The sequence below is a fragment of the Fodinibius salicampi genome (genome assembly GCF_039545095.1).
In the GTDB taxonomy this organism is placed as follows: domain Bacteria; phylum Bacteroidota; class Rhodothermia; order Balneolales; family Balneolaceae; genus Fodinibius; species Fodinibius salicampi.
Window position 1 is genome coordinate 356,192 of record NZ_BAABRS010000004.1, and the last position, 17,271, is coordinate 373,462.

Here is a 17,271-nt window from a genome sequence, read left to right on the forward strand (position 1 = left end):
GTTAGAAGGATTGAATTAATCAAATATTGTAGGTCAGGGCAAGTGAAATTTGCAGATTAGCCAATAAGAACCTGAAAGACGATCATAAGGGCAACGGAGATAGTGATAGCAGTGGCGATAATTGAGGCATCGTTTTCCTCCATAGCGTCTGGAATGACCTCCGCAAAGACCATCCAGATCATTGCACCCCCGGCAAACCCGAGTCCCACGGGCAAATAGTCACGAAAGATTTCTACAAAAATGAATGCCGGAACAGCCATTAATGGTTGAGGTAGGCTTGAGAAGACACTCCACCAAGCAGCCTTCAAAGGGGAGGTGCCTCTGGGGATGAGCCCAATAATTATACCGTAAAAGGTAAACCACAGATCATAATTAAGTCCTTCATAAATTAAGCCGAAGCTGGCCGCTAGCATAAGTCCCGATGCAATAGCATTGGAAATACCAAGCCAGGAGCGCGTTAACTTCTCAAAAAAGAAAAAGGGAAGAGCTCCCAGACCGGTGGCGACCGCCGTAATTAGGGCATATAGAAAAACCTGTGCGGTAGGATGTTGTAGCAGTTCACTCATTATACCTTTTTTTAGTTAGCACCAAATATAATGAGTGGTTATTCCTAATCCATCACTTGAGGTATATTTAGAATAAAATTAAATAGCTTTTATTGATGATTGTTATAGAAGTAATATGGAGCTGTTACTGTTATTCATCACCAGTTAACTCATTGATAATGGTATCCATCTTACCTTCGAGTTGTTCAGTGACCGTGTCGAACGCATCAATACTGTTAAGTTCGGTATTGACACTACAATAAAACTTAATTTTGGGTTCGGTTCCTGAAGGACGAACTGATACAATGGAACCATCTTCAGTAATAAACTGTAAGACATTGGAAGAGGGGAGTCCTATATCCTCGGTTTTACCAGTTGTTATATTTTTGGCTTTGCTGCTTTTATAATCCTTAATGACTACAACCTCCGATCCGGCCAGTGATTTGGGAGGATCTTCGCGGTAGTTTTTTAACATTTGCTGAATTTCCGAAGCTCCTTCACGTCCCCGCTTATAAACAGAAACCAGCTTTTCCCTGAAATAGCCATACTGTTGATAAATGTCCAACAGTGTTTCATACAGGCTGCTGCCTTTGTCTTTGTAGTAGGCGGCCATTTCGGCGATGATGACAGCAGATACAACAGCATCTTTATCACGTACATGTTCGCCAATCAGGTAACCGTAACTCTCTTCACCCCCGGCTATAAACTGCTTCTCATCTTCAAGTTTCGTCATTAGTTCGCCGATGTACTTGAAGCCAGTTAGCGTATTGAAACACTCTACATCGTAATGATCGGCGATGCGATCAATGAGGTAGGTCGTTACAATGGTCTTGACAATATATTCATTGCCGCTCAGCTTATTGGCTTCCTGCCACGCATTGAGCATATAATTGATAATAAGCGTACCGGTCTGATTACCGTTAAGCAGTATCCATTCCCCGTTATTATCTTTAACGGCAATACCTACCCGGTCGGCATCCGGATCGGTTGCCATAACCAATTCAGCATCAATTTTTTTGGCTTTATCCAGGGCCATCGACAGGGCTTCCTTTTCTTCGGGGTTAGGCAGTTCCACCGTCGGGAAATTTCCATCATAGACCATCTGTTCCTCAACCAGCGATACATTTTCAAAGCCGTAACGTTCCAGAGCCGGAGGCACTAATACCCCTGAAGTGCCGTGAATAGGAGAAAAGACAATACTTAAATCTTTTTGACGCTCAATGGCATCGCGCGATATAGAAAGTTTTTTAATGGTATCCAGGTAGCGGTTATCTATCTCCTCTCCGATCAGCTCTATTTTTTCTTCATTACCTTCAAACGCGATTTCCTGTACATCTTCAATATTCTGGACTTCCTCCATCACCATCTTATCCTGAGGTGATACCAGTTGACCACCATCAGCCCCATAAGCTTTATAGCCATTGTATTCTTTGGGATTATGGGAGGCGGTAAGCATAACGCCTCCATGACATTTCAGTTCCCTAATGGCATAAGAGAGTTCAGGGGTCGGACGTAATCCATCGAATAGATAAACATAGATACCATTATCAGAAAAGATATCAGCGACTACGCGGGCCAGGGTTTCCGAATTATTGCGACAGTCATGGGCGATAGCCACACTGATCTGTTCGTCTGGATAGTTCTTTTTCAGGAAGTTACTGAATCCCTGAGTAGCCATTCCAAAGGTATATTTATTTACACGATTGGGACCTATCCCCATAATTCCCCTGATGCCTCCCGTACCAAACTCCAAATCTTTATAAAAGGCATCTGCCAGTTCTTCATACTGTTCGTTCTCTAACTTTGAGCGAATTTCGGCTTTGGTCTGTTCATCGTAGTTACCCTTTAGCCATTGGTCAACTTTTTCCTGAATAGCCGGATCTAATGATTCCATAACAGTACGATTTAGAATTTGATAATGTTTATCTTTGGTATCAGTAAAAGGAAAGTACTATTTCAATTCCATTATTTCTAATATCAGCCAGATTTGTAAAGTCTTTCATATATGTTATGATTCTCTTTGCCAATCTACTTTCTTAACGAGCAGCCACAGACCAATAATTATTAACGGAAGACTCAACCATTGTCCCATATTTATAGACCAATTGCTTGCAAAGGCCGCTTGATTAATTTTTGTAAACTCAAGCAGAAACCGGCCACTGAACAGGAGTGCTAAAAAGCTACCGAAAAGAGCACCTTCCGGTGGACGAGACTGATATTTTTTGTAAACAACCCATAGTATGATAAAGATCACAATACAAAGTAGAGCCTCATAGAGCATGGTCGGATGTCGGGGCAGCATTTGTTCAGTAGCACTAAGCCCCCTTGCATTTTCAAAGACCACTGCCCAGGGCAAATCAGTAGTACGGCCAATAATTTCCGAGTTAACAAAATTTCCTGTACGGATGAAAGCCCCGCCTATAGCCACAACAATAACTACACGATCAGCAAGCCAGAGGAAGTTCATCTCTCTGACTTTATTTATATACAAATACATAGCTAAAATGATACCGATGGCAGCTCCATGACTGGCCAGTCCACCATTCCATATTGCCAGAATTTGAGAGGGGTACCGAAAATAAAAAGCAGGATCATAGAAGAGTACATGGCCGAGGCGGGCCCCAACCACGGTGCCAATCATAACGTATGTAAGTAACTTGTCGAGTTCTTCTTGGGTACGCCCTGAAACCGTATACATTTGCTGCATAAGAATGTATCCAACCACAAAAGAGGAGGCAAAGAGCAGTCCATACCAGCGCGGTTGTATAGGCCCGATTTGACTAAATGTAGGGGAGGGGAGAATCTGGAAGATCAGTTGTCCTAAGATAAATGAACCCAGAATGAGGGTCCAGAATTTCCACTGTGGGATGTCCGGATCTTCCCGGTCCGAAAGATTATCGGGGATCAGTTTCTGATATCCGAAATAGATAAACACAAAGGCAGCGACGATCCCCCAAATAGCTATGGGAAAAGGCAGTTCGATTGTTCCGATGGTAAAAGCAATGGGATCGGCATTCCATGTAAAGTAATCGGATGATTGCATGGGCTAAATTATTATATGTAATGAGTGTTGAATAATATTTTCTGGTTTGGATATTGGTAATGGTATCTCCCTTGACTCGGGAAGGATGGACGGAGATACAAATTAATACTCAATCTTATAATCTGTACCGTCTGGGTTGTCCATTAATTCAATGCCCATTTCATTTAGATTATTGCGAATGGTATCAGCCAGTTCAAAGTTTTTGTCCTTGCGAGCCTGATTACGCAATTCGATAAGCAGTTCTACAAGCTGTTCTGTTTTGTCAGTATCTCCGGAAGTCGAGTCGGTTTTAGGCCATAACCCTAGTACATCCTCTACAAAGTCATGCAGAAACTGACCTATTTCCTCAATATTTTCAGGAGTGTCATCACTGTTTATACGTTTCCGAATTTTTTTCAGCTCTTCGAACAGGAGGGCGATGGATTGGGCCGTATTGAAATCGTCATTAAGCTTTGACTCCAGATCGGTACGCAAATGATCCAAATCATATTTTCCACCGGATCCTTTACTTGCTGAGTCAATGGTTAACAGCATTTCCTGAAGGTTGTGCAACCCGTTCTCTGCCCCGGCAAGTGCATCTTCCGAAAAATCGGTAGTGCTTCGGTAGTGACTTTGTAACAAAAAGAAGCGAATAACCTGGGGATCCCAGGCACGGCTCAGAAGTTCATGGTCGCCAGAGAAGAATTCATCGAGTGAAATAGCATTTCCAAGAGATTTACCCATCTTTTGCCCCTCGAGCGTTACCATATTGTTGTGCATCCAGTAGTTTGCAAAAGGTTCGTCATAAGCGCATTCGCTCTGGGCAATTTCGCATTCGTGATGGGGAAACTGGTTGTCCATTCCACCTCCGTGGATATCAAAATGCTCTCCCAGATATTTGGTTGACATTGCTGAGCATTCAATATGCCAGCCGGGATATCCCATTCCCCAGGGAGAGGGCCACTTCATGATGTGGCCGTCATCTGCTTTTTTCCAAAGGGCAAAGTCCTCGGGAGATTGTTTATCACTAGCAGTTTCAATACGCATCCCGCTTTCTTGGTCTTCTACAGTCCGCCCACTTAGTTTTCCATAATTTTCATCTGAGGATACATCAAAATAGACGTTGCCGTTTGTTTCGTAAGCGTGGCCGTTTTCAAGGAGCTTTTTGACGATCTCAATCTGTTCGATAATATGACCTGTAGCACGTGGTGAGATATCCGGCCGCTCAATTCCGAGCTTATCCATGTCTCGGAAGTAATTATAGGTGTATTTCTCGGCCAGGGCCATCGGTTCTACTTTTTCAATTTTGGCCTGTTTTTCCAGCTTGTCTTCTCCTTGATCAGCATCATCAGTTAGGTGTCCTACATCTGTAATATTTTGGACATATCGTACTTTATGACCGAGATAGCGCAGGTAACGAACCACAATGTCAAATGAAACATAGCTTTTGGCATGGCCCAGGTGGGAATCTCCGTAAACAGTGGGTCCGCAAACATATATTCCTACGAAGCCGTCGGTAATAGGTTCAAACTTTTCTTTCTCTCGGCTTAAAGTATTGTAAATATGTAGATCATCCATTGAACAACGAGCAATTATATAATATTCTAAATATGTACGAATGCAAAGATAACGCTTACCATGGAGAGTTGATAGTGGGGCAACTGAGTAGTGTAATAAACATCCCTATTCCTTGTAGGATTTAATACTCAGATAGTTTTGAATGAAGGTATAGCTCCTTTAAAGAATAGGTATCTTTTCATCGACTGATGCGCTAAATTGGTTAGAAAGCAGTTCCAGATTGGAATTAACATTGAGAGATTAACACTAAGTCGAAGCAAAAAGGCCTATTTAGCCATTTTATTTTCTATATAGCTGATCCTTATAACTGTTTATGCTTAATGTAGTTAATCCTATTTAGCCTTTCCGGAATACTAAACTTATTTATTAATGGAATAAATAAGTTGTAAGGATTGGCCTTCCTGAGGATCTTACTTATGTATCTCTTATATAAAGAGAGCGCATATTTCAAAAAAAATAAAAGGAGGTGTTGATATGAAATCAACTGATCCATTAAGAATTGATAAGTTAAAGGAAATAACGTTCGAGAAGCCCAAAGAGCCTGAACAGCAGTTTGAAGAGGTTAACGTAAGTTCATTTACGCTACCGAAAGGAGCAGAACCGAGACTTAAACGTAACTGGGAACAACCCGGCTCATATAATGTAGTTGTGGAGCTTGAAAGCAAGCATATAGAATATGAAAAAGAGCAACTCATTAAGCCAACACCTGTTCCGAGGATACCAGTCACACCGCTAGGTAAAGATTGCTTAAGACAGTTTGGGGATGTGGAATCTATTATTGGCAAGAAAAGAGCCTCTGCACCCGGCCGTTTTTTTCCGGAGAAGTCAAAGATTGATCTTGAGTTAGCCAGGGAATTCAAACGGCGAAGCAGAGGAGAAGATCGACCGACCAATATTTTTGGTACGGACGAACGATATATATACCAGGATACCAGTTTCCCGTGGCGTACGGTGGGAAGAGTATGGACTGAAACCGGTGCATGTACAGGATGTACAATCGGGCCGCGATTGGTATTAACTGCAAGCCATTGTATAAATTGGAAGAGCGGAGGCGGGGCAGGATGGGTTAAGTTTTCGCCAAGCTATTATAACGGCAATGGTCCATGGGGAGAATTCTATGCCACGCGGGTTATTTATTGGAATAAAGCCCAGGGTGGTTTATCCGACTTGGAGACTGCATTTGATTATGTAGTATTGGTGATGAATGATTATATCGGGAACCGAGTAGGATACCCGGGCTACCGGACCTACTCGGAATCTTGGGATGACTTGGGCGTATGGCAGCATATGGGCTATCCCGGAGATCTAACGAGTACTCAACGTCCAGCTTATGAGGGAAGTTGCTCTATTTCTTCTATTAGTTCTGAATCAACATCTGGCCAAGAAGGATTTGTACTCGGGCACTTTAATGATGTTACAGGAGGTCATTCCGGTGGTCCTGTCTGGGGCTGGTGGGATGGAGAAAGTTGGCCCAGGGTAGTAGGTGTTCAAAGTGCGGAATCCAATAATCCGGCTTTTAATACGTCCGGTGACAATGAGTTTGGAGGTGGTCCGGGTCTTTCGGCACTCATTTCATGGGCGCGTAATAATTACCCTTAAATTATAACTAAAAGTGATGGGTCCCTTAAATTAATTTGGGACCCATAATATATATGTTATTTGCTTTAATTTGGAGTTTATGAAAATTGTTTTCGACTGGCAATAGTACCAGATTTATTTAATTTCCAGAGGTTGTATCGGCAGTTGTCGTATCTTTGGGTGTGTTTCTGTTAAAAATATTTTTAAGAACATCTCGTCCCTTATCTTTGAAGAAGTTCTTAATTTTAGGTTCAATTACTTCTTGGTCAGGAGTAACGTTAATATTACTTGGATTGCCGCTTACGCGAAGAGGTAGCATGGTGGTTCCGTCTTCCTGTTTTAAGGCCTTAAGTGCCCGGTCGGAAATTAGGGATGCGATAGCTTTATCGAAGCGGGAGGGCAGGTAAAGGGTCATTTGATAATCCATTACCTCACTGACCAAATGTTTGTTACCATTCAGTTCCACACCAATATTACCACTGGTTAGGCTCAGGTTGTTGATAGTGAATAAGCGATTTTTCAGATTGTAGGAACTCTCCCATTTATCCAGCGCCATTCTCTGTAGGTTACCGGCGTTAAGTCTCTCGGCCAGTTTTACCTGTACCGGATGTCCTTCAAGAACGGCTTTACTCATTCCGAAGGTGCCTTTCATAGTTGAAGTGGGAAGCTGTGGTTCCAGGTATACGTTTAACCCGGATTCATAATCCACTTCGGCATTGAAAGTTCCCTCCACATACTGGTGTAACTTACTTTTTTCACCCAGTACCGGATATTCTTCGAAAAAAGAACCGGCCCGAAGGTTGTCAAGCTTTCCTGAAAAACTGATTGTGGTTTGATCAGGACGCAGGACATCCCACGTCAGCGATCCGGTTGCAGTCCCGCCCAGAAGATTGGCTGTAGCCTGGTCGAGGGCAATTTGTTCGGGAGTGGTAGACGCGTTGCCCCGAACGTTTGTCATGGTAATGCCGGTAAGGATCATTTCTTTTATGTTGGCATCTACCGTACTTTGCAAATCGGGTAGGTGGATAGGCACCTCTGTCCTTGTGGTATCAGTCCAGTCAATGAGTTCATCGAGATTGAGATGCGAACTGGAAAAGGAACCCTTCAGGCGGGGAGTAGAAGAACGCTCTTTCGGATTCTTCAGATAGGCCATATAGTCCGTTAATGTCCCTTGAATGTTTATGTCTGAGGAGCCCAGGTTAAAGTTAAGCGATGAGAGCGTAGCATTTTGCGGATTAAGTTTCAGCTTGCCGTTAAGGTTGCTAACCGGCTGCACAAGGTTGTCGCCCGCCATGTTGACTTCCTGTAAACTAATATCTCCGTTTAGTTGTAGCTCGTCTGGTTGATTTAGTGGACCGCGGGCCCGAATATTGAGATCTCCCACTCCATTGAGAGTCGTAATACCGGGTTCCAGGTTATAGTAATTAGTAATTTCCTGTAGCATTGCTTTACCTGATATATTCAGGTCAATAGACCGGTTGTCGCTTAGATAGTTGGTAATAGTTCCATCAGCAGAGAGATTATTATCTCCGGTAATGAATGATGCTTCCGAAATATTGAGTGTAGGTCCGTTTAGGGTAGAGTTGAAAGTAATTTCCTGAATAGGATTATCGAGTGATTTGTGCTCAATGAGTCCATTGGATAATTTAATTGTTCCTTTTTGCACCGCTCGTTCAATTTGGTCGGCCTGTCCATTTAGAATAGCCTGTGCAGTGAGTATACCCTCCATTCGAAGTGTATCTTCATCGATCGGATAGAATTCCTTAATAGTGGCAAGATTAAACTTCAGATTGGTATCCATATTGATATACCGGTTCTTTTCGTCCAGCAGGTGTTGTATTTCTCCGTTGGCCGAAAGAGAGTTTTCGGCTGCCTGTAGATCCAGGCTATTAATTGTGAACAGTTCCTGAGTTCCGGCCGCATCGACATTGATATTCCGTATTGCTTCGGGTACGTCTTGGTATTTAAGCAAGCCATCGGCCAGCATTGCTTTACCATCAAAAATGGTATTTTCAGGCTGATCGAGCTGTCCCTCTGCATTGGCATCTATGTCGAGCTGTCCCCCCAATTGTTCGATATCCATTTCAGAAATATCATAGAACTGATCCACGGTAGAAAGATCCACGTCCGCCACAAAATCCAAGTCAAAAGTACCGTTGCCTTCCAGTGGATTATCAAGGGTACCTGAGCCGTTCAGTGAATTGGCACCTGCAATGGCGTTGAAAGTTTGTATTGTTACCAATTCATTCGTGGCATTAGCGGAAATTTGAATATCTTCAATAGGTTGAGGCAAGTCTGGATCTTTCAGGTAGCCATCTTCTACATTAACCCGAACATCAAAACGGGGAATAGAATCGGCCGTTATGGGGCCTTGTACCGAACCACCCAGATCGAGTGTCCCGCTTGATTCAAGTCCCTCAATAGATTCTGCGTAGGTTTCGGGCACTAACCGGAGCAGATTTCCAAAGTTATCGGTTGAAGAGTTAAACTTCAGATCAACGGTAAAGGCTTCGCTCCAGTTGCTGAGTGAACCGGTAAGATCCATTTCCAGGCCCCGAACAGCAAGCGTACCTTCAGTAATCCTGACCTGTTCGCTGCCTGTATGAATAACCGATTCTTGTGTCAGGCGTACAGGTAATCCGCTTAGATATTCTGTACTGTCAACGGTAGCATGAAATGCGCCTACCTGCATATCAATGCTGCTTTGAATAGAATCGGCATAGGCCAGGGAAATATCGCCATCCACGTCATCCAGATATACAGAAGTATTAGAGGTAAAGTCGCAATAGCCAAACTGCCCGTCGGTTACTTTAAAATAGGGGATGCTAATATCATACCCTGCTGATGAGGTATCGGTTTCTTCATTCCCTGGTAAAAAATCCAGATTAGTCGTGCTGTCGGCATATAGCTTGTACGTAAATTGAGGCTTGGTGAGGGTCAGTTCAGTAATATTAATCTCGTTTCGGAAGAGGGGAAAGAGTTTTACTCCCGCTACCAGCTGTTCCATTGACAGGAGGGTATCCTCTTCAGTGTCGCCGGGGATGCGGAGATTGTTTACTTCAAGTCCGGGATTGGGAAATGTTTTAAAAAGAGCAAGAGACATCGATTCCACCTGAACAGTGCGACCCACCGATTCATTGATATAGGGCATCAGGGTATCTCGGAGCCGATCATCCGTGAAATAAAGGTTCAATCCAATAACAAAGAGTAATAGGACTAACGCTACCGCTCCTGCAATCTTGAGAAATGTTTTCATCATATAGTCGTTTGTTTTATGACTTGATAAGGTACAATAAAGTCGATTTTATTCCCTCAAGTTCCTTATGTTATAAAATAACATTTAACGCATGTAAAACAGCAATTATTCGATCTATGTTGAACTGGGGATCCGGAGCGAACAATCCTAAATTTAAACAGCGCCGACAAAATCTCGTAGATAAACTTCGAGATAAGGGCATAGAAGATGAACGAGTACTTTCTGCCATTAATATGGTGCCCCGGCACGTTTTTGTGGATACGGCCCTTGAGGACCGGGCTTATAAAGATTCAGCTCTGCCAATCGGAAAGAAACAAACGATCTCCCAACCCTATACTGTAGCTCGCCAAACAGAACTGTTGGAAGCCAAACCCGGTGAAAAGGTATTGGAGATTGGGACAGGTTCTGGCTATCAGGCTGCCATCTTATGTGAGCTCGGCGCGGAAGTTTATACCGTTGAAAGACATAAGAAGCTTTATGAAAAAGCCCGTTCAACACTGAGAGAATTGGGATATTCGGTGCAGGCCAAGCTGGGAGACGGCACAAAAGGTTGGTCGGCCTACGCTCCCTACGATGCCATTGTGGTTACGGCCGGAGCTCCGGTAGTACCGGATGATTTGGTTGATCAACTCAACGTAAATGGACGGCTTGTTGTGCCGGTAGGCAGTGAAGAACGGCAAGAAATGGTGCGGATTATTAAAATAAGAAAAGATGAGTTTGAAAGAGAGCGTTACAGCAGTTTTAAGTTTGTACCTCTTATCGGGGAAAAGGGTTGGAAGGGATAGTCAGGAATTATGAATTGAGAGTAATGAATTTTAAATTCTCTTCAATCATTTTGTATCAAAAACTGTATTCTTAATCATTAATTCCTGATCGCCCATTGCCTGAAACCAAACAAAAATCAGCAGACGATAATCAAACACCCACCTCCTGGAAAGAAGCTCCTTTTCTTTTAATTAAAGGTTTTTTAATGGGATCCGCGGATGTGGTTCCGGGCGTCAGCGGGGGAACAATGGCCCTCATTGTCGGCATATATACCCGGCTGATCGATGCCATTCGCAGCTTTGACTATAGCTTTATCAAGCGATTGGTTACCTTAAAGTTCAGACAGGCCCTTAGCGAGGTCGAGTGGAAATTTATGGTTATGCTGCTAGCAGGCATGGCCTGCGCGGTCTTTTTCTTTACTAAGATTGTGCCTCTACAGGTATATATGTTTACCGATCCGGAATTGGTATATGGACTATTTTTTGGTTTGATTGTGGGTTCAATTTTTGTGCTGGCTAAAGCAATTGAGGGCTTTAACTGGCTGCACGGCCTATTGATTGCTTTGGGGACTATCGTTGGATTTTGGGTGGTTACCTTAGTGCCAACGGCTACGCCCGAATCGTCATGGTTTATTTTTATCAGCGGGTCAATAGCTATTTGTGCAATGATTTTACCGGGTATTTCAGGATCTTATATTCTGCTTATTCTGCGCAAATATGATTATATTCTTTCGGAAATTGGAAAACTGGGTACACTAGATACTTTCAGTAGCCTGATAAATCTACTGCCGTTCGGATTGGGTGCTATATTTGGTCTCGTACTTTTTTCACGAATCTTATCGTGGCTGCTGAATCGGTATGAAGCCCAAACATTAGCAATACTTATCGGCTTCTTGATAGGATCGTTGTATGTAATTTGGCCTTATCAGGATCGCACCTATTCCGAAATTGTCACGAAAGAGGAGGTCCTTGCATATAATAGTTCAAAGGTTCAGGAACTACTAAGCAAAACTCCTAATAAACAGCAGCCGGAATATGATCGACTGGGAGAAATCACAAATCCCGATGCAGAGTTGGATCGCCTTAAGAAAGTAAAAGTAGAAACGGTTAAGCAGAAGCTTATCAGAAGTGAGCCGTTTGTTCCATATATAACAGTGGAGGGAGTCAAAACCGACCATTTCTACAGCGGAATATGGGGGATGATAATCGGACTTTTTATGGTTGTCGGAGTTGACTCTTTGCGAGCGAAAGGATAATGTTTTATAAAGCTAAATGAACTAATTAATATTGTTTCATGGAGACTATTAAAAAAATTTTAGTACCTACTGACTTTTCTAAAAATGCTGAATCGGCCTATGCACACAGCCAGGAAATTGCTCATCATTTTGATGCCAAAGTCGATTTCATCCATATAATTCCTACACTGAAGTATTTTCATGAGAGTATTTCGAGGTTGGAAGGTTCTTTGGATACAGAAGGAGAGATATATCCCAAAGCTCAAAAAGAAGCGGTCCAAAAATTGAACGAGCTTATGGATACTCACCTTGCTGATGAGCACAGAGGAGAGGCTATTTGCAGAATAGGTCGGAAGCCGTCGTCCAGAATGTTGGACTGGGCCGAAGCAGGAGACTATGACCTGATCGTGATGGCTTCCAAAGGCCGCCATGATTCCCATTTATTGCGAGGGTCAACAACGGAGAAGGTGATCAGACATTCCGAAATTCCGGTATTCACGGTGGATGCCGGGTTATCGTCCAAGGGGTTAGAGCGCATATTATTGCCTACTGATGGTTCAAAAATATCCTTGTCTGCTCTCTCAATGGCACTTTTGATAGCTGATATTTATAAAGCGAAAATCACTTTTTATCACGCCATTGAGCTATATGGTAGTTCCCTGGATGATGGCAGGGAACGGAATCCTGAAAAATCAGATGAAGAAAATATTTATGAAGCACTAATAGATTCGCTGGAAGATTATCTGGATGGTGAGAATCTGGAAAATATCCAGATTAACCGTGGGGAAGTAGATTTTGAGGATCAGTTTGTCATAACAGAGGGCGCCTCAAGTCATACAGTGAATTTCCATACGGTTATAGAGAAAAGCGTTACTGCTCATGTAGGTATCGAAAACTATGCCGGTGAGCATGCAGATGTTGTGGTGATGGCTACGCACGGGCATAGCGGCTGGGCACACCTCTTTCTGGGTTCCACAACCGAAAAGGTCGCCCAATATCTTGATATTCCGGTCGTAACCGTGAAGCCTGATGTTTCTAAATTGAGAGAGCGGTAGTATTAATAAATTGGCCGGAAGTGGACACGGCTGAGGGGTGAATAAAATTAAAACCCGATTATTTTCGGTCCTTTATTATTTTAAATAGCGTATAATAAACAATATGTTAAAATTCGAAATATTAGTTTAGATTCAATTTTTTATGCCCGAACTGATTACTGTTGAAGAGCTCATGGCGATGGGACTTCCCCCGATTATTATTTATGCGGCACCTATTATGTTTGCTCTCGTATTTATTGAGTGGGCCATTAGTGCCTGGCGGAAATGGGATCTTTATGATGGCAAGGATTTTTGGGCATCCACGGCCATAGGAATCGGCAATATTATTGTAAGTTCACTTACAAAGGTAAGTATTTTTGCTCTTATCCTGTTGTTTTATAATATGATGCCCTGGCGAATACCCTATACCTGGTGGTCGTTCCCATTGTGCTTTGTATTTCTTGATTTTTGCAGGTATTGGGCACATCGTATAGCACACGAGCAACGCATTTGGTGGGCTACCCATGTACCGCATCATTCCTCGGAGCAGTATAATTTCTCGGTTTCATTCCGTCTCTCTTGGGTTCAGGGCTTTAAAGTGATCTTCTTCTTACCTGTAGCAATGGCTGGCTTCCATCCCGTGGTGTTCTTTATATGTCATCAGATAGCAGTTTTGTACCAGTTTTGGATTCATACAGAGCTTATCGACAAGCTGCCCAGACCCATAGAATTTATTTTTACTACTCCGTCTCATCATAGGGTCCATCATGCAAAGGATGATCACTATTTGGATAAAAATTATGGTTCCACATTGATTATATGGGATCGGATATTCGGAACATTCCAGCCTGAGCTCAATACGCCTAACTACGGAATTACAAAGCCGCCGGAATCGTATAACCCGGTTTATCTGGTATTCCATGAATTTATTGCTATCTGGAAAGATCTGAAAAAAGCTGAAGGCTGGCGGGATTGGCTGTTTATTTTATTTGCAAGTCCTGCCGAACAGGCTCGTGTTGAAAAAGAGAAACAGGTTGAAGTGAATAGCACTACGGTTCCGGGAGAAGAATAATCTCATATTTTTTTTGACACCAAATAATTAGTAATGTGGATTGGAAATAATTATCCGTATATTAGCCGCTCTGGTGTTACATAAACCTACCTATTCATTTAAACAGGTTCTTACATCCTTCTCTTAGGTCTGTCGGTACCTTTCGTGTACGGTTTTAGGATAGCAGGTAAAAATACTGCTATTAAAAGCATACTTTTTGACGTCAGGTACTTTATAATACTCATTTACTTTTATTCAATTTATGACAGATTTGACTTTTGCTGAGCTTAATCTCAGCCAACCTATTCTTCAAGGTCTCACAGATATGGGATTTGAAGAGCCCACACCCGTTCAGACACAATGCATTCCTCCGCTATTAAATCAAAAGGATATAGTAGGACAAGCCCAGACGGGAACCGGTAAAACAGCAGCTTTTGGTATTCCTGTTGTTCAACAGACCGATATTTCGGTACAGGAAGTGCAGACCATTATAATGTGTCCTACCCGCGAGCTTGCAATTCAGGTTACTGGAGAACTTATTAAAATAGGCAAGCATATAGATGGATTGCATGTAGTTCCGGTTTATGGGGGACAATCTATATCCCGGCAGATTAAAGCCCTGAAACGAGGTGCCCATATTGTGGTAGGAACTCCCGGACGTACGATTGACCACCTTCGAAGAGGCACCATGAAATTAGATCAATTGCAGCGCGTTGTTTTTGATGAAGCCGATGAAATGCTGAATATGGGTTTCCGGGATGATATGGAGCAAATCCTATCGTATGCGGATCAGCCCGTTCAGACGATTATGTTTTCAGCGACGATGTCTAAAGGCATCCAAAAAATTATGAAGCGGTACATGAATAATCCGCAGACTATCGCTATTGAGCGTAAAAAAGTTACGGCTCCGAATATCGAGCAATATGTGGTGGAAGTACGTGATTCGGTACGGACGGAAGCTATCTGTCGATTTATGGATATCAATGGATTTAAACTGGCTCTGGTTTTTTGCAATACAAAGCGAAAAACAGAAAAAGTGAGCAGAGAACTGCAATCCCGCGGTTATTCTACGGATTTTATTAATGGTGATCTTAACCAAAATCAGCGGGACCGAGTCATGGCAAAATTCCGCAGCGGAGCCATTGATATTTTGGTAGGTACGGATGTAGCGGCGCGTGGACTTGATATCGAGGATATTGAAGTGGTATTCAATTATGATATTCCACATGATCCGGAATATTATGTGCATCGCATTGGTCGAACCGGACGTGCGGGTCGATCAGGAATGGCTATTACTTTTACGACCAAAAATAAAAAGAAACAGCTTCGTAGTATTGAGAAGCAAATTAAGAACCAGTTACAGCCACTGAATTTACCATCTACAGCAGAGGTGCAGGAATCACGTATAACCGGTGAAATGGATGACTTGGTAGAAGTGCTGGAGAAGGGTAGTTTACGGCCTTTCATTGAGCAGATAGAATCTTTTGCGGATGATCGTTTTACAACCATTGAAGTTGCAGCAGCGTTATTAAAGAAGGTTACTGCCGCTAGTGAATCGCCGGATCAATCCGATAGTACAAGCAAAAGTTATGATGATTCAGCAATGATAAAGATGCATTTTAATGTGGGTAAGAAAAATAATGTCTATCCCGGTGACTTGGTGGGAGCCATTGCAGGAGAATCTAACGTTCCCGGTAATGTTATAGGCAATATTGATATCCATCCTCACCATTCTTTTGTGGATGTTCCTGGTAAGCATGTAGAAGATGTATTGAAGTTTATGAATAGTAACCGGGTAAAAGGAAAGAAAGTCAGGGTAAAAGTAGCTTAATTTTATCCTTGATATCGGCGAGTAATTAATTGGGAAGAAGCACAGGGAATTAGTTTATTTCCTGTGGCTTTCCAGCCCCAAGACCTGCAAAAAGTTTTGCTATAGCTACTATAAAGAGAAAGACAAGCGGAACTACCCAGGCTTCCGTTATATCATGAAGTGCACCAAAAAGGGTTGGTCCAATTGCTGCTAAAAGGTATCCGATCGATTGTGCCATGCCAGAAAGAGCCGTGGCCGCTTCGGTATCGTGGGAACGCAGAACAATAAAAAGCAGCGACAAGCCAAAGCTCCCTCCGAGTGAAAAGCCAATAAGGGAAACCCAAAGTCCGACTAAAAACGGATCCGGAAATAAAAGTCCCATGAGACTTATAGCCTCCATACCTAATAAAATCCAAACGAGGCCTCGTTGATCGTTAGTTTTGTCGGCCCATAATGGTATGAAAATGGTTCCTACCACGCCCATCCCCTGCGAAAGCGATAACATCCATCCGGCGGAAGTTGCTGTAAGCCCTCTATCCTGAAGAATTTCTGGCAGCCATGCTAAAATTACATAGAATGCCAGTGACTGGAGCCCCATAAAAAGGGCCACTTGCCAGGCAGTTAAAGAATTCCCAAGTTCTTTTAAAGAGGTCAGGAAGGTTTTCTTGTTTCTGGGAAGCGTGAGATCTTTTAATTGGGGAAGCCAGAAGATAAAAGCGAGGGCAGCAACAAAACCCCAGGCTCCGAGTGACCAATGCCAGCCCCAATTCAGGTCGAAAGCCAGGGGAACACTAATACCCGCGGCAATGGCGGCACCAAGCCCTAAAATACTTGAATATACGCTGGTCATAATTCCTGTGTGATTAGGAAAATCGCGCTTAACTATACTGGGCAGTAGTACATTTCCAAATGCAATGGCAATACCCGCCAGAAGGGTGCCCCCGAAAAGGGCAAAGTTGGTTGGGATTACGCGAAGAAAAAGCCCCCCGGTTAGTATTCCCATTGCTAGCGCCATTGTGCCTTCAATACCCAGCCGGCGGGTAAATAAAGGGGTAAGGGTGGAGATTACGCCAAAAGCAAGCAGAGGCAGTGTTGTCAACAAGCCAAGCATCGTATTGGAAAGTCCGGTAGTATTCCGGATCGTCCCAATAAGAGGTCCTACCCCTGCAAGAGCTGGTCGTAAGTTAAGAGCAATAAGTACAATTCCACTGATAAGGAGAATATTCTGTAAAGTAGAATTTTGCTCGTAGGGAGAAGAGGCTGCCATTCGTTAAGTTAAGATCAAGAAATGTTGTCAATATGATGAAGCGAGCCCAAGATACAAAAATGGATACTTGATTCCTGACCTGATCCCTTATAAAAAATCTATGACACAGATAGAAGAGACAAATGAGAGCG

At 42.9% G+C, this 17,271-nt stretch carries 12 protein-coding genes; 6 read left to right on the top strand and 6 right to left on the bottom strand.

Annotated features, from left to right (window positions below; genetic code table 11):
• Window positions 1–56: 56 nt before the first annotated feature.
• The 4 genes from ABEB05_RS15110 to cysS all read right to left on the bottom strand — a co-directional run bounded on the left by ABEB05_RS15110 (window position 57) and on the right by cysS (window position 5,145).
• Complete coding sequence (locus ABEB05_RS15110; RefSeq protein ID WP_265791020.1) at window positions 57–566, bottom strand: ZIP family metal transporter; 510 nt, start codon at window positions 564–566, stop codon at window positions 57–59.
• A 130-nt stretch (window positions 567–696) separates the two neighbouring features.
• Window positions 697–2,439: a phospho-sugar mutase gene (locus ABEB05_RS15115; protein ID WP_265791019.1), complete on the bottom strand. Its 1,743-nt coding sequence runs from the start codon at window positions 2,437–2,439 to the stop codon at window positions 697–699.
• A 114-nt stretch (window positions 2,440–2,553) separates the two neighbouring features.
• Window positions 2,554–3,588, bottom strand: a complete 1,035-nt coding sequence (gene lgt / locus ABEB05_RS15120; protein WP_265791018.1) for a prolipoprotein diacylglyceryl transferase — start codon at window positions 3,586–3,588, stop codon at window positions 2,554–2,556.
• A gap of 102 nt (window positions 3,589–3,690) precedes the next feature.
• Entirely contained in the window at window positions 3,691–5,145 is a 1,455-nt protein-coding gene (gene cysS / locus ABEB05_RS15125) for a cysteine--tRNA ligase (RefSeq protein ID WP_265791017.1), read from the bottom strand.
• A gap of 474 nt (window positions 5,146–5,619) precedes the next feature.
• Here cysS and ABEB05_RS15130 point away from each other — a divergent pair, with 474 nt between their 5' ends.
• Window positions 5,620–6,744: a trypsin-like serine peptidase gene (locus ABEB05_RS15130; RefSeq protein WP_265791016.1), complete on the top strand. Its 1,125-nt coding sequence runs from the start codon at window positions 5,620–5,622 to the stop codon at window positions 6,742–6,744.
• A gap of 118 nt (window positions 6,745–6,862) precedes the next feature.
• Here the strand turns inward: ABEB05_RS15130 and ABEB05_RS15135 are convergent, their stop codons facing one another.
• A complete protein-coding gene (locus ABEB05_RS15135; protein ID WP_265791015.1) occupies window positions 6,863–9,982 on the bottom strand; it encodes an AsmA family protein in 3,120 nt (1,039 codons plus the stop codon).
• A 113-nt stretch (window positions 9,983–10,095) separates the two neighbouring features.
• Between ABEB05_RS15135 and ABEB05_RS15140 the strand changes: the two genes are divergently transcribed.
• From ABEB05_RS15140 to ABEB05_RS15160, 5 genes are all read left to right on the top strand, one after another.
• Window positions 10,096–10,764 carry a protein-L-isoaspartate(D-aspartate) O-methyltransferase gene (locus tag ABEB05_RS15140; protein ID WP_265791014.1) on the top strand — a complete coding sequence of 223 codons (669 nt, stop codon included), beginning with the start codon at window positions 10,096–10,098 and terminating at the stop codon, window positions 10,762–10,764.
• 95 nt (window positions 10,765–10,859) lie between these two features.
• The gene (locus ABEB05_RS15145; protein WP_265791013.1) at window positions 10,860–11,999 is read left to right on the top strand and encodes a DUF368 domain-containing protein; all 1,140 of its coding nucleotides are present in this window, start codon (window positions 10,860–10,862) and stop codon (window positions 11,997–11,999) included.
• 38 nt (window positions 12,000–12,037) lie between these two features.
• The gene (locus ABEB05_RS15150) at window positions 12,038–13,033 is read left to right on the top strand and encodes a universal stress protein (RefSeq protein WP_265791012.1); all 996 of its coding nucleotides are present in this window, start codon (window positions 12,038–12,040) and stop codon (window positions 13,031–13,033) included.
• 142 nt (window positions 13,034–13,175) lie between these two features.
• Window positions 13,176–14,084, top strand: a complete 909-nt coding sequence (locus tag ABEB05_RS15155) for a sterol desaturase family protein (protein ID WP_265791011.1) — start codon at window positions 13,176–13,178, stop codon at window positions 14,082–14,084.
• A gap of 241 nt (window positions 14,085–14,325) precedes the next feature.
• A complete protein-coding gene (locus tag ABEB05_RS15160) occupies window positions 14,326–15,894 on the top strand; it encodes a DEAD/DEAH box helicase (protein WP_265791009.1) in 1,569 nt (522 codons plus the stop codon).
• Window positions 15,895–15,943: 49 nt separating this feature from the next.
• Here the strand turns inward: ABEB05_RS15160 and ABEB05_RS15165 are convergent, their stop codons facing one another.
• The gene (locus ABEB05_RS15165; protein ID WP_265791007.1) at window positions 15,944–17,140 is read right to left on the bottom strand and encodes a CynX/NimT family MFS transporter; all 1,197 of its coding nucleotides are present in this window, start codon (window positions 17,138–17,140) and stop codon (window positions 15,944–15,946) included.
• Window positions 17,141–17,271: the final 131 nt, after the last annotated feature.